Source organism: Paenibacillus sp. OAS669 (assembly GCF_014873645.1).
Taxonomy (GTDB): domain Bacteria; phylum Bacillota; class Bacilli; order Paenibacillales; family NBRC-103111; genus Paenibacillus_S; species Paenibacillus_S vulneris.
Map to the genome: position 1 here is coordinate 35,007 of NZ_JADBDR010000018.1, position 26,072 is coordinate 61,078.

At 52.1% G+C, this 26,072-nt stretch carries 15 protein-coding genes; 14 read left to right on the forward strand and 1 reads right to left on the reverse strand.

Annotation, left to right across the window (positions count from 1 at the left end; genetic code table 11):
• Positions 1 to 170: 170 nt before the first annotated feature.
• The 3 genes from GGC63_RS29200 to GGC63_RS29210 all read left to right on the forward strand — a co-directional run bounded on the left by GGC63_RS29200 (position 171) and on the right by GGC63_RS29210 (position 5,186).
• Positions 171 to 1,436 carry a TRAFAC clade GTPase domain-containing protein gene (locus tag GGC63_RS29200; protein WP_079913483.1) on the forward strand — a complete coding sequence of 422 codons (1,266 nt, stop codon included), beginning with the start codon at positions 171 to 173 and terminating at the stop codon, positions 1,434 to 1,436.
• Complete coding sequence (locus GGC63_RS29205; RefSeq protein ID WP_192705284.1) at positions 1,436 to 4,360, forward strand: cadherin-like beta sandwich domain-containing protein; 2,925 nt, start codon at positions 1,436 to 1,438, stop codon at positions 4,358 to 4,360. Before GGC63_RS29200 ends, GGC63_RS29205 begins: the two co-directional genes overlap by 1 nt.
• A gap of 169 nt (positions 4,361 to 4,529) precedes the next feature.
• Positions 4,530 to 5,186 (forward strand): YheC/YheD family protein, encoded by a 657-nt coding sequence (locus GGC63_RS29210; protein WP_192705285.1) that lies wholly within the window; start codon positions 4,530 to 4,532, stop codon positions 5,184 to 5,186.
• A gap of 72 nt (positions 5,187 to 5,258) precedes the next feature.
• Here the strand turns inward: GGC63_RS29210 and GGC63_RS29215 are convergent, their stop codons facing one another.
• Complete coding sequence (locus tag GGC63_RS29215) at positions 5,259 to 6,482, reverse strand: ROK family transcriptional regulator (RefSeq protein ID WP_192705286.1); 1,224 nt, start codon at positions 6,480 to 6,482, stop codon at positions 5,259 to 5,261.
• Between the two features lie 353 nt (positions 6,483 to 6,835).
• On the opposite strand from GGC63_RS29215, the gene hepB (GGC63_RS29220) reads away from it, so the two are divergent.
• The 11 genes from hepB (GGC63_RS29220) to GGC63_RS29270 all read left to right on the forward strand — a co-directional run bounded on the left by hepB (GGC63_RS29220) (position 6,836) and on the right by GGC63_RS29270 (position 25,879).
• On the forward strand, positions 6,836 to 9,118 hold the full coding sequence (gene hepB / locus GGC63_RS29220) for a heparin/heparin-sulfate lyase HepB (RefSeq protein WP_192705287.1): 2,283 nt from the start codon (positions 6,836 to 6,838) through the stop codon (positions 9,116 to 9,118).
• Positions 9,115 to 10,572: a sulfatase gene (locus GGC63_RS29225; protein ID WP_192705288.1), complete on the forward strand. Its 1,458-nt coding sequence runs from the start codon at positions 9,115 to 9,117 to the stop codon at positions 10,570 to 10,572. The genes hepB (GGC63_RS29220) and GGC63_RS29225 overlap by 4 nt, the downstream gene beginning before the upstream one ends.
• Before the next feature lie 61 nt (positions 10,573 to 10,633).
• The gene (locus GGC63_RS29230) at positions 10,634 to 11,770 is read left to right on the forward strand and encodes a glycoside hydrolase family 88 protein (protein ID WP_192705289.1); all 1,137 of its coding nucleotides are present in this window, start codon (positions 10,634 to 10,636) and stop codon (positions 11,768 to 11,770) included.
• Between the two features lie 55 nt (positions 11,771 to 11,825).
• Complete coding sequence (locus tag GGC63_RS29235) at positions 11,826 to 13,865, forward strand: heparinase II/III family protein (protein WP_192705290.1); 2,040 nt, start codon at positions 11,826 to 11,828, stop codon at positions 13,863 to 13,865.
• An 84-nt stretch (positions 13,866 to 13,949) separates the two neighbouring features.
• On the forward strand, positions 13,950 to 15,260 hold the full coding sequence (locus tag GGC63_RS29240; RefSeq protein ID WP_192705291.1) for an ABC transporter substrate-binding protein: 1,311 nt from the start codon (positions 13,950 to 13,952) through the stop codon (positions 15,258 to 15,260).
• A 565-nt stretch (positions 15,261 to 15,825) separates the two neighbouring features.
• Positions 15,826 to 18,069 carry a heparin/heparin-sulfate lyase HepB gene (gene hepB, locus GGC63_RS29245; RefSeq protein ID WP_192705292.1) on the forward strand — a complete coding sequence of 748 codons (2,244 nt, stop codon included), beginning with the start codon at positions 15,826 to 15,828 and terminating at the stop codon, positions 18,067 to 18,069.
• Positions 18,070 to 18,078: 9 nt separating this feature from the next.
• Positions 18,079 to 19,974: a heparinase II/III family protein gene (locus tag GGC63_RS29250; protein WP_192705293.1), complete on the forward strand. Its 1,896-nt coding sequence runs from the start codon at positions 18,079 to 18,081 to the stop codon at positions 19,972 to 19,974.
• Positions 19,975 to 20,039: 65 nt separating this feature from the next.
• Complete coding sequence (locus GGC63_RS29255; protein ID WP_192705294.1) at positions 20,040 to 21,545, forward strand: DUF3604 domain-containing protein; 1,506 nt, start codon at positions 20,040 to 20,042, stop codon at positions 21,543 to 21,545.
• 37 nt (positions 21,546 to 21,582) lie between these two features.
• Positions 21,583 to 22,986 (forward strand): sulfatase, encoded by a 1,404-nt coding sequence (locus GGC63_RS29260; RefSeq protein WP_192705295.1) that lies wholly within the window; start codon positions 21,583 to 21,585, stop codon positions 22,984 to 22,986.
• A 173-nt stretch (positions 22,987 to 23,159) separates the two neighbouring features.
• On the forward strand, positions 23,160 to 24,479 hold the full coding sequence (locus tag GGC63_RS29265) for an ABC transporter substrate-binding protein (RefSeq protein WP_192705296.1): 1,320 nt from the start codon (positions 23,160 to 23,162) through the stop codon (positions 24,477 to 24,479).
• 74 nt (positions 24,480 to 24,553) lie between these two features.
• Positions 24,554 to 25,879, forward strand: coding sequence for an ABC transporter substrate-binding protein (locus tag GGC63_RS29270; RefSeq protein ID WP_192705297.1), 1,326 nt, complete (start codon positions 24,554 to 24,556; stop codon positions 25,877 to 25,879).
• Positions 25,880 to 26,072 lie beyond the last annotated feature (193 nt).

Below are 26,072 nucleotides of genomic sequence, written 5' to 3' on the forward strand. Positions count from 1 at the left end.
ACTCAAGCAAATGCTTACGAAGTAAGTTTTCTCCGAAAACTCAAGCAAATGCTTACGAAGTAAGTTTTCTCCGAAAACTCAAGCAAATGCTTACGAAGTAAGTTTTCTCCGAAAACTCAAGCAAATGCTTACGATGTAAGTTTTCTCCGAAAACTTTTAGGAGGGATAACATGCTAGAAAACTTAAAAAATTGGTTTGGCAAAAAGGCGCCTGTCAAAGAAAAGCCGCCCTATTACAGTATCGTATGTCCTTACTGCTTCAGCAAATTCGACCCGGAGGAAGTCGTGTTCCGGGCTACTCATATAAAAGATCACGATGACGATTTTATGCTCCAGGAGGACCGCAGGCTGAACGATTGGCGGCGCAAATTCCATCTGTCCGAAGTCGACATGGAGGCGGTGATCGAGCCGCACACCATTCCCGAAGAGAACAAAACCTACTCGCAGAACGTGCTCATAGCTGTTACGGACCGCTACGGGGAGACGACCAAGCGCCGGCTTTGTCCGAGCTGCCATAACGAGCTGCCGATTTCAGCGGGGAAAGTGCCGAGCAACATTATTTCCATTGTCGGTGCTTCCCAGGTGGGCAAATCCGTCTACATGACGTCGCTGATCCACACCCTGCAGAACACGACCGCATCCAATTTCAACGCGGCCTGCATGCCGCTCAGTGCGGAAATCAGCCGCAAGTTTCGGCAAAATTACCATGAGCCGATTTTCGAACGCGGAAGCATGCTGCAGTCGACAAACCCGAACGAGCAGCAGGAGCCGTTTATCTTTCAATTCGTCTTCAAGGACCCTGAGCAGGCGCCGTTGACGCTCGTCTTTTTCGATGTAGCGGGCGAGGGCATGGTTGAGCGTGAGTACCTGGATATTTACGCGTCCCATATCAAAAATTCCTCTGGCATTCTATTCCTCGTCGACCCGCTGCAAATTCGCAGCATCCGCGACCGGATTCACATTAACCTGGGCACGGAGGAGGGCGAGTTTGCCAATCGTTACGATGAGCCGCGGGAAGTGGTTATCAGCCTGTTCGAAAATTTCATCGCTCATCAGCAGAACAGCAAGACGGACATCCCGACGGCGATCGTGCTGACCAAAAGCGATATGCTGCAGTACTTGAAGGAGGAAGACAGCGAATACATCCAGCCTAACAGCAACGTATTCCGCAATGTGGTTCATAAAGGCTTCTTGAACCAGACCGAATTCGAGAACATCAACGGTGAAATCAGCCGTTTTATCGAGAAGGTAGACAGGCCCTTTAAAGATGCCATAGATGTGTATTTCACGAACACCGCTTACTTTGCGGTGTCGGCCCTTGGCGCCAACCCGGTCAACAAGCAGATTACGGGCGTCATTAACCCGACGCGGGTCGACGAGCCGTTTATTTGGCTGCTCCACAAGCTGGACTATGTAGCTAGAAAAGAGGCGCAGTAATGGCTCAGAGAAAAATACAGCAGCAGTATTTTACCCGAGACCGGGAGGGGATCTTTCGTACCAGCGAAGGGTTTGATACCGTTGCGAAGTCACCGTCGCTCGACAACACTTTTATTAAGGCCATTTTACATCCTTATTGCGTTTACAAGGCACCGCAAGAGCTGCTGGCGCGGAATGAAGCGGACAGCAGTGCTTATCCGGAATCGCTGCTTGTTTTTCAAACCGATAACGGCGATATGGTCATCGGCCGCAGCGTGTACGTAGGGACGGATTTCACGGGCCAGCGAAGCGCATCGTTTACGCATCAGTATGTGGTGCCGAAGGAGCTGAAGGAGCCTTTCTTAAGGGACTCCAACCGGCTGTTTCGTATCAGCAGCTTCCAGAGCAGTTACGATATCCGCAATGGGAAGACGATTCCCGAGGTGGATGAGATCGAGTACGACCGGCATTATGACGAAGCGGCGCAAGAGCGGTTGCTAACCGAGCTGGGTATAGACTCTAAGCGGTTCCAGCAGCTGGTGCATGCGGTCATTTCATCCGTCACGAACAAAAGGAAGGTATATGTTGCGCTGGATACGGATGTATCACAGAGTGCGGATAAGGCCAGACGGCTGCTGGAAATCATCTATCGCTGCATCCCGTATGCCTTTCGCCGCCAGCTGGGCTTCATGACCTTTAACAGCGAGCCGGAAAGCAAGCAGAACCTTCATGTCATTTTTGTTGAAAAGGGCAGTCTGCGGCTCCCGGACCGGCGGATCGAAAAGGATTATGTGTTCGATTTTCCTAACCAGAAATTCATCAATACGGACATCCCCGACAGCGAGCAGCCTTTACTGGAATTTGTATGGCATTTCCGTCATGAAGCGGAGCCGCTTCAAGGCCTGTTTGATTTTTGCGAGGAAGCGCTGCAGGACATGGGGCTGAATATCCCCTTGGCTGTGTCGACCTATTCGCAGCTGTTGACGCTGTATGAGATCGAGCAGGGCGACGAGACGCTGTATGAGCGCAACCGGTCAGGGTCGATGAGCTCCATTCTGAGCTTTTTGCGCAAGGAGAGCGGAGACGGCAAGCCGCGGTTAAGGGAGCTGTTCATTGGCTTGCTTCGCAAGGACGCTTCCAACAGCGAAATATTGCCGGATGCGGCTTATATTCAGAGTCTGCTGGACTATTACATACTGGCTTCGGAAGGGGAACAGGCGCTGCTTGTCCAATGCTTCATCATTTTCTTGAACCGTTCGACCTCACGCTCCGAAGAGGGAACGACTGGTGCCGCACGGCTGTTTGAGCCGATGCTGTCTCATCCCTCGAACGTGTTTGGAATTCTGATGAAGGAGCTGCAGAAGCAGTCCTCCGCCGCGGCGGAGCAATATGTGACCTACCGGATGGAGCAAGTTGGAACGGCAGATAGCCTGAAGGCCGAGATCGATTTTTGGCTGGAGCAGGCGGGGGGAGTCGTCCAGGCGCGCTTCTTTGTCCAGGGGGCGAAGAAAAAAGCCAAGCAGCTGCTGCAAAAGGCCGGAGCCAAACGGATTGAAATCACCGCGGGGCTGTATAGTTATTTTCAGCAATTGCTTAAGAGAAGCAAGGAAAAGCAGGTGGGGTCTTTTGGCGGCTCTATGCTGCTGGACTTGCAGCTGGAGCTGCTTGAGACGATTCAATTCGACAGCTTGACGTATGATGATGTAACCCGCCTCGATTTCATGGTGGACCCTATCGATGCCGAAGTGTTTCAGCAGATGGAAAAAAGCAAGAGGCAGACCGTTATCGTCCTAGCCCTCCTATATCGGATGCTAATGCTGAAGCCGGAGGAGGAAGCCGAAGCGCTCGAGGCGCTGCAGGAGCTGGGATCTTCCGACCTGGAGCGGGTACAGGATTCGTTACAACGGTTGTTGGCCAATCGGATCGATTCCAGCCGCTTCAGCGCGATAACGTTCGCATTTTTTGTTCCCGAAGCGGAACGAAGCTTCCAATTCTCAGCCGGGTACGATTACGACGGGATGCTTGAATATATAGCGACTCATATGAGTGACTCGGAAACGATGTACGACTTTTTGCTCCGTTCGGCGAAGGATCGTAAGTTTCTGGACGAGAAGGACATGATTCAGCCAACCTACAAAGCGGCGGTCATCCGTTATTTTGACGTTCATGACGCCCGCGCCTTCAGGGACAAAGCGGTTCGGGAAAAGCTGCTCGCGGTTTCCAATGCGTCCTTCCTTGAAGTATTTCAAGCCATCAAACTGAAGCAGGCGGGGAAATGGACTCGTTTTTTCGTTCGAAATAAACGGAAGCTGATTCGGTCCAGTCTTATTGCAGTTCCTGTTATAGCTATTCTTCTTTATGTATTATGGACTCCGATGCTGAACTGGATAGCCAGCTTCGGGCCGCCTCCGGAAGTTGTGGTTGAGGCACTGCCGGAAACGTCCACGACCATGAACTTGCCGATCAAGGCTAGTGTGGCGGGAGATCAATCAAAAGCAGCTACAGTAAAAATGTATTTGAACGGTCAATACGTGTCTAACGGTACCCTTGATACGACGATAACGCTTCATGACGGCGAGAATAGTATTGAACTGAAAGCTGTCAATCGCGGGGGGACAGAGTCGGAGGTCATTCGGAAAAAGGTGATGTACTCCATGCCTTCTCCGACGCTTACGTACAATCCGATTCCCGAGACTTCCAAGACGGCTTCCGTCGTGATCTCGGCTACGGCCAAAGATACGAATGATGCGAGTCCGACCATTTATATTAACGGGCAGGCCGTGGGACAAGGCTCCGTATCCTGGTCGATGAATTTGACGCCTGGAGAAAATATCGTAGAGCTTAAGGCGGGCAATAAATTCGGTAAAATGAGCGATACCATCAAAAAGACGATCAAGTATACGCCGTCCGCTTCAGCTACCGCAGCAGGCACGGGGAAGAAATAGTTTCGTGAAAGCCGTTCTTTGGGATACTCCCAAGGGACGGCTTTTACTCATTTACGGCCGAAGTTCCCCCCTCAAACGTCATGGACGGACAAAGGTACAGGAGTTGTCTGGCTTGGATGCATATGGTACTTGGAGAAATATAATCGCCAGTACAAGGAGGGATCCAGCGGTGTCCAGATTGGTTCCGAACAAATGGCTGAAAACAAATGTACTGCTCAGACATCGCGAGGTTGCAAAGCACATTCCGGAAACGAGGGTGTATACCAGGGCCGTGCTGGTACGCATGCTGAACCAGTATGGACGGGTGGTTATGAAGCCCTGCATTGGCTTCGGCGGACATGGACTCATTCTCATATCCAAGCAGAGGTTGGGCTACATGGTTCATCACCGCGAAAGAATTTGGAGTAGGCTGAGCTTCGGGGCGATGCTGGCCCATGTTGAACGCCTACGCCGAGGAACAGCCTATTTGGTGCAGCGCGGCCTAGTATTAGCAAGTATTTCCGGCCGCCCCGTAGATTACCGGGTGAAGCTGCTTCGGCGGCACGGAAAATGGTTCACCAAAAAGATTATCGGCCGGCTGGCTAAGCCTGGATTGTTCGTGACAAACATTCACAGCGGCGGAACGGTGCTAGGGGCAAATGAAGCTCTTCGCCGCTCGCTATCCATTTCTCCCCATGCCAAAAAGCAGGAGATGAACAGGCTCTCCTACCTGGGGATGGAGGCGCTGACTAGAGCGTTTCCGGGGATTGATAAGCTCGGGTTCGACTATGGGATCGATAGACAGGGGAACATTTGGCTGCTGGAGGTCAATACTCAGCCGCGTTAAGTGGAGGGGGGCTCAACCGTGAGCACCCCCTTTAGCTTTTCCTATGTAGCCCGGCGGCTGCCGGGAATAGTTTTACTTCACCATGCTGGACTGCGGAGAAAAATGGGCAAACGACATATGCCGGTCCAGGGCCATATTGGCAGCTCCCAGCGCGCCGCCGATTTCCTTGAACTCGCCGATATGGACGACTGTAGAAGCGGATAGCTGCCCCATGGCGCGCTGTCTCATCACTTTCACGGCCGTCTGCACATAGGACGGGCAATCCTTGGGTATAGATCCCCCTAGAATAATAGCCTCCGGATTCAGCAGATTGACCAGATTGGCCATCGTAATGCCCAGATAGGTGGCGGCATTATGAACGACTTGGGAAGCCAGCTCGTCTCCCTGCTCGGCGGCATGGCAAATATCCTCGGCCTTGAGCATCTGCAGATCAAAGCCCGGCTGCATATGAAGCGATGAAGGGGTCCCCATCCGCAGCAGCTTGCGCGCTTCCAACTCCATGGCTGGAGCAGCCGACATCATTTGCAGGCAGCCGTTGTTGCCGCAAGGGCATAGCGGGCCGTCGACATCGACCGTCGTATGGCCGATTTCACCGGCGCCTCCCAAGGCTCCGTGAATGAGTTCCCGGTGGACGTAGATGCCGGCCCCGATGCCGGAATCGATTCCGGCGTAAATCATGTGCTGGTAGTCTTTCCCCGCACCGTAGCGGCATTCGGACAAGCCGCGGGCCCGGCTGCGGTTCAGCACAACCGTCGGCCAGCCCAGCGCTTTTTCCAGCATCGAACCGAGCTCCACCTGCTGCCATCCCATGACGGCCGAGCTGCGCAGCAGACCGTTATGCGTATCGACAAGGCCAGGGACGCCGATGCCCAGCAAAGGGATTGGACTTTTGTCTATTTGCTTAATAAAGTCAGGGATTTCACAGACCAAGGCCTGCACGGCAGCCTCCGGAGTCAGCGGGCTGAACGAGATCTGCTTCTTCTCGATGGTGTTGCCCAGCAGGTCGAAGGCGCCCAGCGTCCATGTCTGATGGTTCAGGTCGGCACCTAGTATCATATGGGAATAGGGGACGAGCTCCAGATTCGTGGCCGGTCTTCCCCCGGTAGATTGGCGCAGTACGGTTTCATGCACGAGTCCCAGCTCAATCAGCTCGTTGATGGTGACAGAGATCGTCGCACGGCTCAGATCGGTCATTTGAGTCAGCTCGATTCGGGACATCGGGCCGTGCACTCTCAGCATCTGAAGGATCGCGGTTTTGCTTCCTTTTTGATCCCAAATTTTGCGAATGTTATCCATAGCTTTCCCTCGCCATTCATTTTCGGTCTCCAATATTGATAATGTAACCATATCAAAATTATCGCGAGTTAGCAATGGAGCTCGAGGGGATAAAGTTTAATTTTTTACATAAATCTTGAAAACCCCTCTCAAAAAGTAGAGGTTTTTATATTATTTTATCTAATCTAAGTTTAATTATTGACATAAGTTTGACACGGACGTATGATCAGGAGGAGAAGTAAAGCAGTCCGTCGGGATATTTACATAGTTTATTATTGATAACGTTTACAATTAGCGGCGCAAAGCGGCTATAGTGTTGCCAGGAATTGAAACGATTAAACCCTAAGCAGAATAGCGATAGGAGGTCAGCTGCCATGTTTGCCAAACCTGAATTAACGCCGCCGCCGGAGCATCCGCGGTTATTTTTGCGCAAGAAGCATCTGCCGGAGCTGAGGGAGAAGATGACGAGGCCGGAGCTGAAGCAGGAGTGGGAACGGCTCGTTCAGTACAGCAGGTACAGTATAGAGGAGGCGAACTCCGAGCACTGCCCCGGGGACGTGTACGTTATCGAAGCCAATGCGCTTCTGTATCTGCTGCAGGGCGATCGGGAAGCCGGTCTCAAAGCCAAACAGTTGGCGCTCAGCAGCATTACGAAGAGCTTCAATCCCAACTTCCAGGACATTTCCAGAGAAATCGGGCGGCTCATGCTGGCCGGAGCGATCGTGTACGATTGGTGCTACGATCTCGTGACGGATGAAGAGAGAACCTTTTTTATCGGGCATTTCAAACGGCTGGCGGGATTGCTGGAGTGCGGCTACCCGCCGGTTAAAGAGGGCGCTTTCGTAGGGCACAGCTGCGAGTGGATGATTCAGCGCGATATGCTGGGTACGGGCATCGCCATTTATGACGAGGATCCGGAAATGTATGATTTAGCCGCAGGCAGGGTTCTTCATCAGATGGTTCCGGCTCGCAATTTCTTTTATCCTTCGGGCTGGCATCATCAGGGGGACGGCTACGGCGGCGTCCGCTTTCAAGGGGAGCTGTTCCCTACCTGGATGTTCGATCGAATGGGCTTTGGTAATGTATACGACGCCTCGCAGCGAGAGGTCGGCTATCAGTGGATTTATACGCGCCGTCCTGACGGCAAGCTGCTTCGCGACGGGGATACGACTCCGGTTATGCTGAAGCAGACGAAGTATACGAGGCTTCATTTCATTTATTGGATTTTGGGCGGCTACTACAAGGACCCTTACTTCATAGCTCAGAAGCAGATGGACGAGGGAAGGCTGCAGGATAAGGATGTTTTATTCGCTTTCCTGTTCGCCGACCCGAATGTGGAAGCCAAGCCGCTCGACGAGCTGCCGCTCACCCGTTATTTCGGGGTGCCGACCGGCATAATGGTAGCGCGCACAGGCTGGGAGACGGGAATGGATTCGAACGTTGTGGTCGCCGAGATGAAGGTGGGCATGTACCAATACAACAACCATCAGCATTTGGATGCGGGCGCGTTCCAAATTTACTACAAGGGCAATCTGGCAATTGACTCAGGCTCCTATAAGGGATCGTCAGGGAAGTATCATTCCCCGCACAACAAGTACTACTTCAAAAGAACGATCGCGCACAACACGATGCTGGTTTACGACCCGGATGAGCTGAAGCAGTATCCATATGTCAAGGATGGGGGTCTGGTATGGCCCAATGTGAACGACGGCGGGCAGCGTTGGCCTAATGAGGGGCGTCCGCCTCTCACGCTCGACGATCTGCTGAATAAGGATTTCAAACGCGCAGATGTCCTTGCTCATGCAATAGGACCTGACCCGGTGAAGCCGAGCTACTCCTATTTGAAAGGAGACATAACGGCAGCCTACTCCAGCAAAATGAAGCAGTTCCAGCGTTCCTTTCTGTTCCTGAATTTGAAGGATCCGGAGCATCCGGCGGCATTGATCGTGTTCGACCGAGTCGTATCGGCGAATCCCGATTTTAAAAAATATTGGCTGCTGCACAGCATCGAGGAGCCGCAGATTGAGGGCAGCCGGACCGTCATTTCTCGCAGCGAGGACGGCTATAACGGTCAGCTGATCAACGATACGCTGCTTCCTGCAAAGGATAACCAGATCATTGAGAAGATCGGTGGCCCGGGGAAAGAGTACTGGGTGTTCGGTACCAACTACGTGAATGATTTTCCCGGCACGAAGGAGCAGGGCGAATGGCGAATCGAGGTTAGCCCGAAGATGCCTGCGGAAGAGGATTTATTTTTAAATGTTATGCAGGTAAAGGATATAGACGGTCCTGAAGCATTACCGACGCAGAGGCTGGATGGAGACGCAGTGGTTGGTGTCAAAATAAAGGATTGGATCGCGCTTTTTTCAAGGAGCGGGCAGCGTTTGCAGGAGGATGTGATCCTTCCGGATATTGCTGAAGAAACGGCTGATGCAGGAAGCCGCCATTATTTCGCAGCTGATCTCGCAGCAGGGCAATGGAGTGTGGAACAGGAATATGCGGGAGCAGTAGGTGCGGAATGGAGAACGCTGTTCACAGCGGAAGTAACAGAAGAGGCTGGTGTCTTGCATTGGCAGAGTGAGGGAGCGGCGGGCCGACTTAGGCTGATTTACTTAAATGGCTCGAACCATGGATCAGCAGGGGGGTTGCAAGCATGAGCGATAAGCCGAATATAGTCATCATTATGGCGGACCAGCTGCGCTGGGATGCGTTTGGAGCCCATACGCCTCATATTAATCAGCTGAAAGCGGAGAGCGTCGTCTTCGATCGGGCGTACTGTGCATCGCCGCTTTGTGTACCGGCTCGCGGGGCTTTTTTCACGGGGAAATATCCTAATGTTACAGGCTCGCTCATCAATCCTTGGACGGGGCAGGAGAGGCAGCATGGGATGGTGCGGGAAGAGCATACCCATTGGTATGAGCTGCTGGAGCAGCAGTGGGACAGCTGGCATACCGGGAAGCAGCACCTCTTCACTGCGCCCAAGCTTGAGCACCGTGAGGACAGCAAGACGCATTGGCTGCAGCTGGAGCAGCGCTATGAGGCGTTCCTTAAGAAGAACGGCAAGACAAAGCCGGGCGGGCCGGCATTTCAGGGGCTTGTTCCTGAGCTTGCTTACGGCAAAATTACGAGAAAGCGCAAGTATTCGACTCCAAAGACAGGCAGGTACGAAGAGGGGCTGGATTTCTTTTATGACGGCTTTATTCTAAATGATTCTTTGGAGGCGATTCGCAATAGGGATCGCAGCAAGCCGTTTGCTTTGAATGCGATGTTCCTTGCGCCGCACCCTCCGCTGGATATACCTGATCCATGGTACTCCATGATTCAGGAGGTGAAGCTGCCGGATAACGTCGGGGTATGGGCGGATAATCAATCTCCACTTCAGCTGTACAACTTGACGGGTGTGTTGGGCACGCCTTATACGCGTGAGGAATGGGAGCGAATCTGGAAGGTTTATCTGGGGCTGGTTGCGCTGCTCGATCATTGCGTCGGACAGCTGATCACCGAGCTGAAGCAGCAAGGTCTGTACGATAATACGCTGATTCTTTTCGCAAGTGATCACGGAGAGATGCTGGGTTCCCACAAGCTATGGCAAAAAATGTGCATGTACGAGGAATCGGTCAAAACGCCGTTGTACTTTAAATTTCCGGCTGGGTTTACCCCCGCAATGGAACGCTCTGAAGAGCTCGTCAGCAGTGTCGATGTGCTGCCAACCTTATGCGATTTTCTTGGAATTGAGGAGCCTCAAGGGGTATCGGGCTTATCCCTCATGGCTCTTATTCGAGGGGAGCAGGAGAAGCTGGAGCGGGAGCGGATTTTCATCCAGTTTGACGGGAACGGGGCGCGCAGCAATTTTCAACGCTGTGTGATGGAGGGTGACTACAAGTTAATCGTTGATATGTTCAAGGATGAGAGCTTCATAGAGCTGTACGATGTGAAGAACGATCCTCAGGAGATGAATAACTTGGCCTTCCAGTCCGAGGAGTACGGAAGCCGGATTGAAAGCCTGCTGGGCAGCTTGAGGCAGCATATGCGGGATACCAACGATCTGCTCGAGCTTCCGGCTGACCTTTACGATCGTTTCCTGGCCGATTATTCGGAATTTAAGGCTTAAGACTTGGAATGGGCTAAATAGAACGATCTGCAAAGAATCAAACCTAAAGGAGAGAATTACGATGTCAGCAGTTACATACGATTTGTGGGTGGAGGAAGCATGGAATAAGGTTGTCGCCAAGGTGGAGCAAACGAGCAAGACGATTGGAGCCGGGTTCCCCCACGTATCCAAAGAAGGAAAATATGACTGCACGGACCCGCAGGGCTGGACCTCCGGCTTTTGGCCGGGACTGCTGTGGCTTCTATACCGCGATACGAACAATGAAGAGCTTAGGCAGCTGGCCGAGCAATGCGAGAGCAAGATGGATGTATGCATCGATGAATATACTCGCTTGCATCATGATGTAGGCTTCATGTGGAGTTTAACGTCGGTTGCTAACTATAAACTAACCGGCAACGAAGCGTCGAAGCTGCGAGCGTTGAAGGTAGCGGCGTGGCTGGCCGGGCGGTTCAATCTTAAGGGGAGCTTCATTCGTGCCTGGAATCAAAGCAACTGGGAGAGCGCTAACGGAAACACCGGCTGGGCTATCATCGATTGCATGATGAACTTAAGTCTTCTTTTCTGGGCTTCAGAACAGATCGGTGACCCTAGATTCAAGCATATTGCCGAGGCTCATGCCCATATGGTCATGCGCGAATTCATCCGTGCCGACGGCTCGGTGTATCACATTGTACAGTTTGGTCCCGAGACAGGAGAGCGTATCGGCGCTCTGGGTGGCCAAGGTTTTGCACCTGAATCGGCGTGGGCAAGAGGAACAACCTGGGCCTTGTATGGTCTGGCTCTTTGCTACCGTTATACCGGGAACGATGTTTATTTGCAGGCTAGTAAAAAGGTAGCGCATTTCTTCCTTGCTAATCTTCCGGAAGATTTGGTGCCGTACTGGGACTTCCGCCTGACTACGCAGGAAGGCGCTCCAAGAGATTCCTCAGCGGCAGCTATTGCCTCAAGCGGTCTGCTGCTGCTGGCGGAATCCCTTCCGGCTGAAGAAGGACGTCTATATGAGACATCGGCGAAGCGGATTCTCAAATCGTTAGTAGACCGCTATGCAATCTGGGATACAAGCGATGAAGCGATTTTGCCTCACGGTACAGGGCATTGGCCTGCGAACAAAAATATCGACGTCGGCCTAATCTACGGCGACTACTATTTCGTCGAGGCATTAGCGAAGCTGCGCGGACAGACGGAGCTGTTCTGGTAAAAAAATCGCGCCTGTCTGTCATGGACAGAGCCAAGCTGGCACTGGAGGAAACGGGATGCCATTTCTCAAAATGACTCGAGCTGTGGTCGGTATGCTCATGGCGATAGGCATAACCATATTGCCGGCTTGCTCCGGAGATACGGCTGCTCCATCTTCGAGCGAGAAGCCCGGGGCGACTGTGCGGGCAGAGCCGACACCTTCCCCGCAGGTGTTTGCGTCATACACCGGCGGGCCGCCGACGGCGGAACGGATCATCGCCGATTTGCAAACAAACAATCCGAAGCAGCGTCACCCAAGGCTGTTCGCGACGAGCGACACGTTTGCGAAGCTGAAGGACACGGTCAAGACCGATCCGCAGCTGCGCAAATGGTACGGCGATTTGCAGCGGGCTACCGACAAAACGTTGGCGAAGCCGGTCGGAGCGTACGAAACACCGGATGGACGGCGCATGCTGTCCGCCCGAGATGCAAGACCGATCATCGAGCAGAATGCGATGATGTACCGACTTAGCGGGGATGAGAAGTACGCCAAGCGGGCCGTGCAGGAAATGATGGCGATGGTTGCATTCCCGGATTGGAACGATAAGAAGGAATTTCTTAACACGGCTGAAATCACAGCAGGTATGGGGATCGGCTACGATTGGCTGTACGACTATCTCACGCAGGAGCAGCGGGATTCCATCCGTAAGGCCATGGTGGAGAAGGGGCTGCAAAAAGCGCTCGACGCCCACAATAAACAGGTATGGTGGAGCGTCAGGACCGATCCGGTGAACAACTGGAGCGCCGTCTGCAACGGCGGCATCATCGTGGGAGCTCTCGCTATCGGAGACGAGGAACAGGAGAGGACGATCGCCGGAGAGATCATTCTCCGCTCATGGCAATCTGTACAAAACATTATTTTAAGCCATTGGGAGCCTGACGGCGGCTGGAGCGAAGGACCAGGCTACTGGCGGTACATGATGGAATATACGGTCAGCTATATGGCAGCGATGCAGACCTCACTCGGCACAACCTATGGGCACGCACAGACACCCGCTCTGCATAAAACGGCCTACTTCCCCGTGTATGTGACCGGGCCGCAAGGAACATTCAACTTTGCGGATAGCGACAGCGGCAAGATGAAAATTCCGGAGCTGTTTTGGCTGGCCAAGGCAACGAACGATCCTATGCTCGCCGGACAGCGGCTTGCCATGATGGAGGATGCCAAGCAAGCAGGCGGGGTATATGATCTGCTCTGGTATGATCCATCGTTTCACGATGCGAAAATGACGCTTCCGACCGACCAATATTACCGCGATGCGGAGCTGGTCATTATTCGGAGCAAATGGAATGATCCGGCAGCGTCATATGTCGGCTTCAAAGCGGGCACGGCTATCGCAAGCCACTCGCACTCCGATATCGGCGAATTCGTCTTTCACGCGAACGGCGAGCAGTGGGCTATCGATCCCGGCAAGGAGGATTATAACTTAAAGGGCTACTTTGAGTATGACAAGGAGCGGTATACCTATTACCGGCTGAAGCCGGAGGGACACAATACGATCGTGCTGAACCCGGACCAGCAGTTTCAGCAGGACCAGGCTTCCATGAACCAAATAACCCGTTATGAGTCGAAGCCTCAGGGAGCTTTAGCGGTAGCGGATATGCAGCCCGCCTATGCGAGAAATGCCGACGCTGCGAAGCGAGGCATTCGGTTTGTCGACCGCAAAGGGCTCATTGTTCAGGATGAGCTTCGAGCCAAGAAGCCCTCGGCGTTCTGGTGGTTTATGAACACGAAAGCGTCCATCCAAGTGGCCGAAGACGGCAAATCGGCATTGCTAAGCCAGAACGGCAAAAGGCTGTGGGTGACGATGACCTTTCCGAAGGATGCGTCACCTCCGTCACAAGCGAAATTTCAGATTATGGATGCCAGGCCGCTTCCCGAGTCGTTGAATCCGAAAGGGCAGATGCCTAATAATGGCATTCGCAAGCTGGCTATTAAGCTCGATGGGGTTCAGGATGTGCGATTGGCCGTGGAGCTCGTTCCGCTCGCAGCCGGAGAGGCAATACCTTCGGCAGGTCATGATTATGTACCGCTCTCCGAGTGGAAGCTGCCTTAATGACAGAAGCTTCGATATAATGGACCGATTGCGTTGGATTCATCTTAACACGCTTCTCATACGTGAACAGGGGGTCTTTCGGAGATGAAAAAAGGTTTCGTTCTGCCAGGTTTGCTCTGTTTGTCCGTGGCACTGACCGGCTGCTCCAAGGAAAAGGCGGGGGAGACCGTCGTCAAGCCGGAATCCAGGGAGCCTGTCAAGCTTGTCGTGTACAGCTATAGCTCAGGGATTCAGGAGTCGGAATTTCAGAAGTTTTTTGTAGAGCCGGTTCAGAAGAAATATCCGAATATTACGATGCAGCTCGTTTCCCGCAATGGAGACAAGGACACACCGGAGCAAATTATCGCTTCGGGCAATCTGCCCGATCTCATTTTGACGAGCAATGTGTATATCGGCATGTTTAACAAGCTGGGGCTTGGCATGGATCTGAATGAGCTGGCGAAAAAGAACAACCTGGATTTCAACCGATTCGATCCGGTAGGCATGGGAGCGATCAAGCAGTTCGGGGATAAAGGGGAGGTATATGCTGTCCCTTTCTCGATGAATTACGGACTCATGCTGTACAACAAAGACATTTTCGACAAATTTGGGGTCCCTTATCCGACGGACGGCATGACATGGGATCAGGCGATTGCGGTGGCGAAGAACCTGACTCGCAAGGAGGACGGGATTCAGTACATCGGTATTGATCCCGATTACCCGGAGAACCTGACCCGGCAGTACTCGCTTCCCTATGTAGACGAGAAGGAGGAAAAGCCGGAGATCAATACGCCGGGCTATAAGGCGGCTTTCACCAAGCTGAAGGCGATGTATGAGATTCCCGGCTTTATCGGCGAGAAGAACAAGTTCATGTATACGTCCAACGGCTTTTTCAAGGATCGGATCTTGGCGATGTACCCAGTTTGGGGCGATGGAGTCGTCGGTACGATCGAGAATATGGCGCAGCAAGGGAGCTCGGTTAACTGGGATATGGTCACGTATCCGAGCTTCGAGGACCGTCCCGGTGTCGGCAAGCCTGTCGATCTGCATCTGATGATGCTCTCGCCGCAGAGCAAGCACCAGGAGGAAGCGTTCAAAGTGATTACGACCCTGGTCTCCGATGAAGCGCAGATCACGATGAACAAAACCGGAAGAATGACATCCTTGAACAACGATACGGTCAAGAAAACATATGCCTCCGAGCTAAAAGGCTTCCAGGGCAAAAACGTGCAGGCCGTCTTCAAAACGAAGCAGGCGCCTATCGTCAAGCCGACCGACTACGATCTTCCTTTCAAGCAGCTGATACGTGACGGCGCCAAAAATATGGCGATTAACAACAAGGACGTCAATACCGTGTTGAGGGAGATTCAGGAAAAGGCCGAAAAGACGATGGTGGATATGAAAAAATCTAATTAATCGCAGTAATTCAAAGATGAGCGAACGCGATAAGAGGTAGATTTTTTCGCCAATAGAAATGCTGTTCAATTGGTCCGGACGGACTAAAGTGAGTGGAACATTTCTATGTGGAGAAAAAATCTAAATAATCGACGCAAATCAAAGCAGTATGACCGCTTTTAAAGGTAGATTTTTTCGCCAATAGAAATGTTGTTCACTTCGTCCGGATGGACTAAGTGAACAAGAGCATTTCTATGTGGAGAAAAAAACTAAATAATCGATGCAAATCAAAGTAGTATGACCGCGTGAGCGGTTAGATTGTTGAGACATTCTTTAATTCAGAAAAAAGCGAAAGGTGAGAGGCGGGGTGTCCCCTGTAGGAGCGATAGCGTCCGCCTTTGTTCTCGGGAAATATCCTCTAGCAAATCTAATCATAATTTCCCGAGAACAACAGCGGCTGGAAGGGGATACCCCACCGGGGGACCGAAGCACTTTTTCCATGTTTTTACGCCTCAACAAGCTCACCGCGCTAGCGTCAGATTTTATTTGCAATCGAACACCCCCATACGAAAAGGAGGGCCACAGCATGTACCCGAAACCGCCTTTTACACCGCCGCCGGAGCATCCGCGTCTCTTGCTGCGGAGTCAGCATTTGCCCGGTTTAAGGGAGAAACGATTCAAGCCGGAAATGAAGCAAGTATGGGAGCGGCTCGTGGAGTTCAGCCAGGTGGATATTAGCCAGGCGCATTCCGCTGAGTATCCTGATGAAGCTTATCTCATTGAAGCGAACGCGCTGATATATATTCTCGATGGAGATAAAGAAGCGGGACTTCGAGCCAAAGCGCTGGCACTCGCTACCATGACCAAATCATTCAATCCGAACTTTCAGGATATTTCCCGGGCTATCGGAAGATTGATGTCGTCTGCAGCCGTTGTCTACGACTGGTGCCGCGATCTAATCGATGATACGGAACGGCAGTTGATGATCGGTCATTTCAAACGATTAGCCGGCATGCTGGAATGCGGCTTCCCTCCGAGGAAGGAGGGCTCCATCGTCGGTCATACGAGCGAATGGATGCTGATGCGTGATCTTATCGGTACGGGTATCGCCATCTACGACGAGGACCCGGAAATTTATGACGTAGCCGCAGGACGCTTCTATGCCGAGATGGTACCTGCGCGGAATTTCTTTTATCCTTCGGGCTGGCATCATCAAGGAGATAATTACGGCACCTATCGATATCAGGCGGAGCTGTTCGCTACGTGGATTTTGGACCGCATGGGGGCCGGCAATCCTTACGACCCTTCCCAGGGGGAAGTAGGGTATCAATGGATTTATACAAGAAGGCCGGACGGCAAGCTGCTGCGGGACGGGGATAGCGATAATCCACTATATGCGGAAAACAAATACATTCAGTTTTTCCCGCTTGTTTACTTGATGTCCGGCAGCTATTACGAAAATCCTTACTTCATGGATCAGCAGTTCCGAGAATATCCAACGATACCGGACATGTACGTGTTTCACGCCTTTTTGTTCTATAACCCGGAGGTGAAGCCCAAGTCGATCCAGGAGCTGCCGCTTACCCGTTATTTTGGATCACCGACAGGAATTATGATCGCGAGAACCGGCTGGGATGAGGGGATGGATAAAAGCTCACCGACGGTAGTCGCCGAGATGCGTATAGGGGAATACCAGTACAACAACCATCAGCATTTGGATGCGGGTGCATTCCAGCTGTATTACAAGGGCTACTTGGCTATCGATTCCGGGATTTACAAAGGCTCCTCCGGCAAATACCATTCGCCGCATAACAAATATTATTTCAAACGGACGATCGCCCATAACACGGTTCTTGTTTACGATCCCCATGAGTTAGAGCAGTATCCTTACGTCAAAGACGGCGGCCTCACATGGCCGAACGTGAATGATGGCGGGCAGCGCTGGCCAAATGAAGGGCGTCCGCCGCTTACGCTGGACGATTTGCTGAACAAAGACTTCAAGCGCGGTGAAGTACTGGCGCATGCGTACGGTCCGGATCCGGTACAGCCTGACTTTTCTTATTTAAAAGGCGACATTACCGCTGCGTATTCGAGCAAGATGAAGCAGTTCCAGCGCTCCTTCATGTTCTTAAACTTTAAGGATGCGAACCATCCGGCCGCACTAATTGTGTTCGACCGCGTCCAATCTGCTAACCCGGATTTCAAAAAATATTGGCTTTTGCACAGCATCGAAGAGCCGCAGGTCGACGGCAGCCGTACCGTCATCTCGCGCAGCGAGGACGGCTATAACGGACAGCTCGTTAACGATACGCTGCTGCCAACGGCCGATAATCTCGAAATCACCCCTGTCGGCGGCCCAGGCAAGCAGTTCTGGGTATTCGGGACCAATTACATCAATGATTTTCCAAGCACGAAGGAGCAGGGGGCTTGGCGTATCGAGGTCAGCCCGAGCCAGGCTGCGGAGGAGGATATGTTCTTGAACGTGATGCAGCTCAAGGATATGGATGGCCCGGAAGCGCTGCCGACCTATCTAGTGGACAGTGATCCGCTTGTCGGGGCGCAGATCAGGGATTGGGTCGTTCTTTTCAGCAAGAGCGGCAAGAGGCTATGCGAGGAGCTGGTTGTGCCTTCGGCACTGATTGTGTCAGAAGCTTCAACAACATTCCACTACGTGATATCCGACCTGGCGGCAGGAGATTGGGTCGCAGAACGTGGGGAAGCACGAGAGCAGTACGTGGTCACGGAAGAGAGCGGCGTGCTCCACCTTACGGAAGTGTCGACCCCTGTCCGTCTCATTCCCTTAACCGCAAAAGCGGAAGGAAAGGAGTAAAGTTTCCTGATGAACAATCTTGATGATCGTTTAAGTACGGAAGAATTGGCTGAATCTCTGTTAAGCAAAGCTGCCTATCGCCCTTTTCCGGATATTGAGCAGAGGGGCGAGTGGGAGGCGCTGCCTGAAGAGCTTCGACTATCGGTTATTGCGGAGGGGGAAAAGTACCTCGATTATGCATGGCCTATCCTGACCGCGACAATGTATATGGAGTTTTTGAATAATGGCAACCGGACGCGCTACGACGGACCGTATCATCTGCGCAGAAGAGCGGTGACAAGCCTTGCCCTCGCCGAATGCGTGGAAAATCAAGGGCGTTTTGTGAATGACCTGATCAATGGCATTTGGCAGATCAGCGAAGAATCCAGCTGGGTCATCTCGGCCCATAACCGGATGTTCCAGCGCGAGCATCCTAGTCTGCCCGATACCTCAGTTCAGCCCGGAATTGATTTGTTCGCCGCTGAGACGGGCAACTTGTTCGCATGGCTGCACTACCTGCTGAAGCCCGTATTCGATCGGATCAACCCGCTTATAGATCAGCGGTTGGTTAACGAGCTGCGCCGCCGTATTCTGGAGCCTTATCTGGAACGGGACGACTGCTGGTGGATGGGGATCAAGGAGCGGGATAAGCGGCTGAACAACTGGACGCCTTGGTGTACGTCCAACTGTTTAAGCGCCTTTCTCCTGGCGGAGGAGGATGACGGCAGAAGATTGCAGGCTGTACGTAAGGCGATGATGAGCCTGGACCGGTTCTTATCGATGCATCCGGCGGATGGGGGCTGCGACGAGGGTCCCGGCTATTGGAACAAAGCAGGCGGATCGCTGTTTGATTGCCTGGAGCTTCTGTATACCGCAACTAACGGTGCCTTGAATGTGTATGGTGAGCCGTTGATTCAAAATATCGGCCGTTATATTTACAAGGTTCATATCCATGATAGATACTTCCTTAATTTTGCGGACGGTCCCCACAGGATAACGGTGGAGGAAGATATCGTATACCGCTACGGGAAACGGATAAGTGACGATAATATGATGGCTCTCGGAACGGCCGTGCACCAAATGCTGCGTACCGAAGGATGGAAGAATATGAAATTTCTATCGTTTCTCCGTGTGCTCCCCGCATTGTTTCATTACAGCGTGATTGAGAATGAGAACAGACCGTTAACGTTTCAACGCGATATGTACATGGACGGCATTCAGGTCATGGCAGCGCGGGAAACCGAATCCTCGGATCACGGCTTGTACCTTGCTATGAAGGGCGGGCACAATCTGGAAAGCCACAACCATAACGATGTAGGGCACTTTGTCGTGTATGCGGATGGACTTCCGGTGCTCATCGATATTGGCGTCGAGGAGTATACGGCCAAAACGTTTAGCGCGCAGCGATACGAGATTTGGACGATGCAGTCCGGGTACCACAACCTTCCTACAATTAACGGCTTCATGCAGCAGGACGGAAATAACTACCGCGCCTCAGCAGCACAATACGAAGTTACGGGAGCAAGCTCACAGCTCAGCATGGACATCGCGTCCGCTTACCTGCCTGAAGCGGGAATCCGTTCTTGGAACCGGTGCTGCCGCTTGAACCGCTTGCCACAGGCCGTTGTTGAGCTGGAGGAACGGTATGCCTTTGCCGACGGTACAGCATGCCAATTTACACTTAACTTTATGACATGCTGCCTGCCAGAGATCGACGGTGAAGGACGTATAGTATTACGCCGTAACGATCAAGAAGCCTTGCAGATGGAGTATGATTCAGAACAATTTACTGCTGCGGTGGAGACCATATCCATCGAGGACAAAAAGCTTCGCAATGCCTGGGGAGAGCGGCTTCAGCGCATTGTGCTGACACCTAACCAATCCCGGCAGGAAGGAAGCCACCTCATTCGTTTCCGCCAGCCTTAAACATAAGTGCCAAATACAAAGAGATAGCATACCTTCGACCATACGAATAGGAGAGGAATAATACTATGCCATTATACTGGGGAGATTTGCACAACCACTGCGGAATCAGCTACGGATTCGGAGGATTGGAGAACGCTTTGCTTGCGGCCAAGGGCCAGCTTGATTTCGTAGCCATTATCGGTCATGCATCCTGGTACGACATTCCCGCCCGCACGGAAGGACTGGAATACCTGGTCGATTTTCATAAGGAAGGGTTCGCCAAGCTGCGCGGGCATTGGGACTATGTACGAGAGACGGTTAAGAGCTTCAACGTGCCGGGAGAATTCGTCACCTTTCAGGGCTATGAAGCGCACTCCAGCCAATACGGCGACCATCATTTCGTCTCGCCGGACGATGATCTGCCGCTTTTAGAGGGAGAATCCCCTGCAGCAATCGTGGAAAAGCTGGCGCCGCGCCGGGTTATTGCCGTTCCACATCATGTCGGCTATACGCCGGGATACCGCGGAGGCAACTGGGACAGCTTCAACAGCGCTATCAGTCCGATTGTCGAGGTGTATTCCAAGCACGGCAGCGGCATGTCCGATCAGTCCCTATATCCGTACTACCACGACATGGGGCCTCGCGACTCCCGAAGCAGTGTGTATGAGGCGCTGAAACGGAAGCATCGCTTCGGCTTCGTCGGTTCGACGGATCACCATGCGGGATATCCGGGTTCTTACGGGGATGGCAGATTGGCCGTATTGGCCGACTCCAAAACCCGTGAGTCCATCTGGGAAGCGATTCTGGCACGCAGAACGTACGCGGTGACCGGCGACAAAATAGCCTGCCGGTTCAGCATGAACGGGCATCTAATGGGCAGTGAGGTGCAAGCGAGCGAGCGCCAGCTGGAGCTGGAGGTTACAGCATGCGATCAAATCGATAAAATTGTCGTTTACAAAAACCTGAGGCCTTGGAAAGTCATTAACGGAGAATCCTTGATAAACCCAAGTCCCGAAGCTGCAAAAGCGGCGGGCAAATATAAAGTAAGAGTCGAAATGGGCTGGGGCAACAGCAAAAACGGCTTCAAGTGGCAAGGTACCGCCAATGTAAGCCATGGTAAGCTGCTTTCCGTAGAAACCTGCTTCCGCGGTCGCAGCGTATTGGCTCCTACGCCGGAGATGAAGGACGATCCTTCCATGAATGAGCTTGGCAATAAGCTGATCCGCCAATCGGATGAAGCCGTCGAATGGAGCTGCATGACGTTCAAAAACCCGACGACGCTGCATCCGCATACGGCTGCGCTCATCCTCGAAATCGAAGGAAGCTTGGATACGGCAATCCAGGTGCAAATCAACGGTGCAGAAATGACGGCTACCGTGGGAGAACTGTTGGAAGGCAACAGAACACAGCATTTGCATCCGTACAATTCCGAAGCTATCGTCCTGCATCGTGCGATTCCAGAGCAGGCTTACACCGTGAAGGAAGCTTGGACAGATACCCAAGTGGAGTCCGAATGTGATGTCTATCATGTCGAGATCAAGCAGGTCAACGGCCAATGCGCTTGGATCTCGCCGATCTATGCGCTTGCTTGAGGCGAAGCTTCAACTAAGCAAAAGGAGGCAAAGAACGATGAACCGACCGAACATCGTGTTTATAATGAGCGATGACCATGCGGCCCATGCGATGAGCTGCTATGGCAGCCGAATCAATCAAACGCCGAATCTGGACCGGATTGCGAATGAAGGGATGCGGTATGACAACTGCTTTTGCACGAATGCCATCTGCGCTCCGAGCCGGGCGACGATACTGACCGGCTTGTACAATCATCTGAACGGCGTTCAGACGCTGGGTGATCATTTTGACGGCCGCCAGCAGACGGTGGCTAAGCTGCTTCAACAGGACGGATACCAGACGGCCATTATCGGTAAGTGGCATCTAGGCCACGGAGGCTATAGCGATCCGACCGGCTTCGATTATTGGAACGTACTGCCCGGACAGGGGGACTACCAGGATCCCAAGTTCATTCAAATGGGTGAAGAAAAGCAATACGAGGGATACGTGACCGATATTATTACCGATGAATCGATCGATTGGATCGGCAAGAGGGACAAAGAGCGCCCGTTCTTCCTGATGTGTCATCATAAAGCGCCGCATCGTCCCTGGATTCCAGATGCCAAGCATGCCCATTTATATGAGGATGTGGACATACCGGAGCCGCCGACCTTCGATGACGATTACAGCAATCGGGCAGCAGCTGCCGAAGCGGCGATTATGAGAATCGACCGCGATTTGAAGAAGCGGGACTTGAAGATAGACCCGCCGGAGGGCTTGACCGAACGCGAGCTCAAGAGCTGGAAGTACCAGCGTTACATAAAGGATTACCTGCGCTGCGTAGCATCCATTGACGATAACGTAGGCCGTCTCTTGGATAAGCTCGAGGAGGAAGGCATTGCGGATAATACGATGGTCATCTATACATCGGACCAAGGTTTTTTCCTGGGAGATCATGGCTGGTTCGATAAACGCTTTATGTATGAGGAATCCTTACGCATGCCGTTCATCGTACGCTATCCTCAGGAGATCAAAGCAGGAACAGTACAGGATGCGATGGCGCTTAACGTCGACTTTGCCCCAACCTTCCTGGATTACGCAGGAATCGAGGTGCCGGACTTTATGCAAGGAGTCAGCTTGCGCCCCCTAATGCAGGGCCAACAACCGGAAGGCTGGCGCACCTCCATGTACTACCGGTACTGGATGCATCTTAGCGAGCATGGCGTCTATGCCCATTACGGCTTGCGGACGCATGACTACAAGCTGATCTACTACTATGCCGATGCGCTCGGAGCTACCGATGCGGTTGACGATCCGAAGCCCCCGGAATGGGAGCTGTTCGACCTGCGTAAGGACTCTAATGAAATGAACAACGTATACCATCATCCGGCCTATGCCGAGACGGTGAAGCAGTTAACCGAGGAGCTGCACCGCAAACAGCTTGAAGTCAAGGATACGCCTTACGTGGAAGCTGCGCGTTAGCCCGGATGGAAGCTGCAGGGCAGACCTGCTCGGGACGGAACAGGTGCCAGCCAGTCCGGCCTTGTAGATTAGATTAAAGCATTGATCTTGAACTATTGATCTTGCAATACCATGCTCCTTCTGTACAGACAGCGGAAACTTTTGAAGTTGAATGCGAATAGGAGGGACCTAGTATGGGAAAAGGAATCCAAATCGGCCTGGCGGCGCTGTCATCTGTTCTTGCCGTCACCTTCATCTCAGCCTGCAGCAAGCAGAGTGCTCCAGACAACGAAAACGTCCAAGTGAAGCATGAGCCGGTAACGCTGAAATTTTATACCGGTGATAAGGATTATGAGGAAAAATTCCGCACCGAAGTCGAAGCGAAGGTGAAGCAGAAATATCCTTACATCTCCTTTGAGTTTCAAGGAGCCGATCAAGGTAAAGAAATTCAGGATCTCGTGCTTGCTGGAGACAGCCCGGACATTTATTACCAGGGAATTTCAGCGCTGAACGAGAAGCTGGTCAAGTTCAATCTTCAATATGACTTGACGGAGCTGATCAAGAAATCGAATTTGGATCTGAGCCGAATTGATCCGGCCTATCTCGACATCATCAAGAACGCTTCGGCCAGCTACGGAGCCGGTTTGTACGGTCTGCCCGTCAACGCGTATACCCCGGTGCTTTATTACAATAAAGACATTTTCGACAAATTCGGAATCCCGTACCCTAAGGACGGCATGACCTGGGACGATGCCTATGCGTTAGCCCAGAAGCTAACCCGTTACGAGGAGGGGGTTCAATACCGCGGGATGACCATGAACTTCATCTACTTATTGGATAACAATCAGCTTGGAGTGCCGTACCTGCATGCCAGCGAGGACAAATCGGCGGTGAATACGGATGCTTGGAAGTCGATTTTCTCCACGCTAACGAGATTTTACCGTTTTCCGATGAACACGCCTATGGATGAAAGAAGCCGGGTGAAGGAAGTGAACAGCTTTGTGAAGGAGCGGGTCTCTGCCATGCATGCGGATGTTACGGCTGCCGCCGAGAGCTTTCCGGAAGACTTTACAAGCTGGGATATGGTTTCGCTGCCTACGATGAAGGAGGCTCCAGGCACGAATGTGCAGATTAACCCCCGTTTCTACTACCTGATCAGCGCAAGCAAGCATAAAGAGGAAGCGTTCAAGGTGCTTGAATTGGTATTGTCCGATGAAATGCAGACGCAGGCCAGCAAGTCGGGGAAAGCTACGGTGTTAAACAATCCGGCGATTAAGCAAGCATTCGGTCAAGAGTTTTCCAAATTGAAGGGCAAGCATACGGAAGCGCTTTATGTGAACAAACCTGTCCAGGCAGCTCCTGCGCGAGACTCGAAGCTGGTTACGGTTCCAGTGACCACTCCGCTGAATAAGGAGTTCAACAATGTGCTTACCGGCAAAAAGGACGTAAATACGGCGCTTAGGGATTTGGAAGAAACGATCAATAAAGCCATCATTGCTGAAAAGCAGAAGTAATGGAAAGTGGCATGGAACGACGCAGTGTTCCTGTTGAAGGAAATTGATGATTAGACGAAAAAAGGGGTGTCCACATGAAATCGTGGGTTATAAAGTCTGGGAAAGCAGCGGTTGCCTCCATAGTAGCGGCAAGCTTACTGGCAGGCTGCAGCAGTGGGAAGCAGGAAGGGGCTTCGGCAGCAACCAAAAAGGAGCCAGTGGAGCTCGTCTTCTATCAAACGGGGAATGCCGATTGGAAAGAAGAAGACTTCATGAACAATTACGGCAATTATATTAAGCAAAAATTTCCTAATATTATTCCCAAATTCGTTCCGGTTCCCGCCTCCAAATCGATGGATGCTCTGATTACCGGGGGTCAGCAGTTTGATGTCCTGATTTTTTCGATAGGTCATACGCATCTGAATCTGATCCGCAACGAATTCCAGATGGACATCAGCGACTTGATCAAGAAAAAGAACGTCGATTTGACCCGGTTCGAGCCGTTCACCATTGACCAGCAAAAAGAAATCGCCAACGGCGGGATCTACGGTCTTCCGTTGTCCAACACGTCTCCTGTCATTATGTACAATAAGGACATTTTCGACAAATTCGGAGTGCCTTATCCGAAGGATGGCATGACGTGGGATCAAATCTACGATCTGGCCAAGCAAGTGACTCGTAACGATAATGGTACCCAATATTACGGCTTCCTGGCGTCGCCTGAACATATCTCGAAAACGAATCAGTTCTCGGCACCTTTCGTCGATCCTAAGACATCGAAGCCGATGTTCGACGATCCGAAGATGATGGCCTTCCTGGATAACCTGAAGCGCTTCTATCAATTAATCCCGTCCCCGGACGGCAAGCCGCTGGCAGGGGGCTTCTTCGCTTCCACAGCGCAGTCGAATATGTTTGCAAAAGATCGGACGCTGGCAATGTGGTCCCACTTCTCCAACTCAGCGATCAACTTCCCGGATGATTTGAACTGGGATTACGTTTCTTTACCATACTTTAAGGAACTGGGTGAAGTAGGGCCGCAAGCTTACCCTGGTTATATCTACATCAGTAAGACTAGTAAGCATCAAGACGAGGCTATGGACGTCATTCAAGCACTGACCTCGGATGAATTCCAAACAATGCGTTCCAAGATGGGGATCGAAACTGCTTTGAAAAATCCGGAGATCAAGAAGACATTTGCTCAGGACCTGCCGAAATACAAAGGCAAAAACATCAACGCCATCTTCCCGAAAAAATACGCGGCTCCGGCTCCTTTGACCGAGTATAACGATCTAGCCTGGAAGCGCCTTAACGATGCTTTCGGCTTTATCGGCCGGGGTCAAAAGGACAGTGTCACCGCGGTTCGGGAAGCTAACGAGCTTCTCGCCAAAGATATTGAGGCGGAAAAAGCTAAAAAGAAATAGAAACGATCAATTGCAGGATAGGGCGTATTAGCATTTGGGTTTAAGGGAAAACAGCTTTACGAGAAATCTGCCATATAAGTAGGTGGGGTATGCTTCGGAAGAGTTTACGTCCGCCTTTGAAACCCGTGAATATACCGCTAACTTCTAAATCAAATTCACGGGTTTCAACAGCGGCTGGAGGAGCATATCCCAC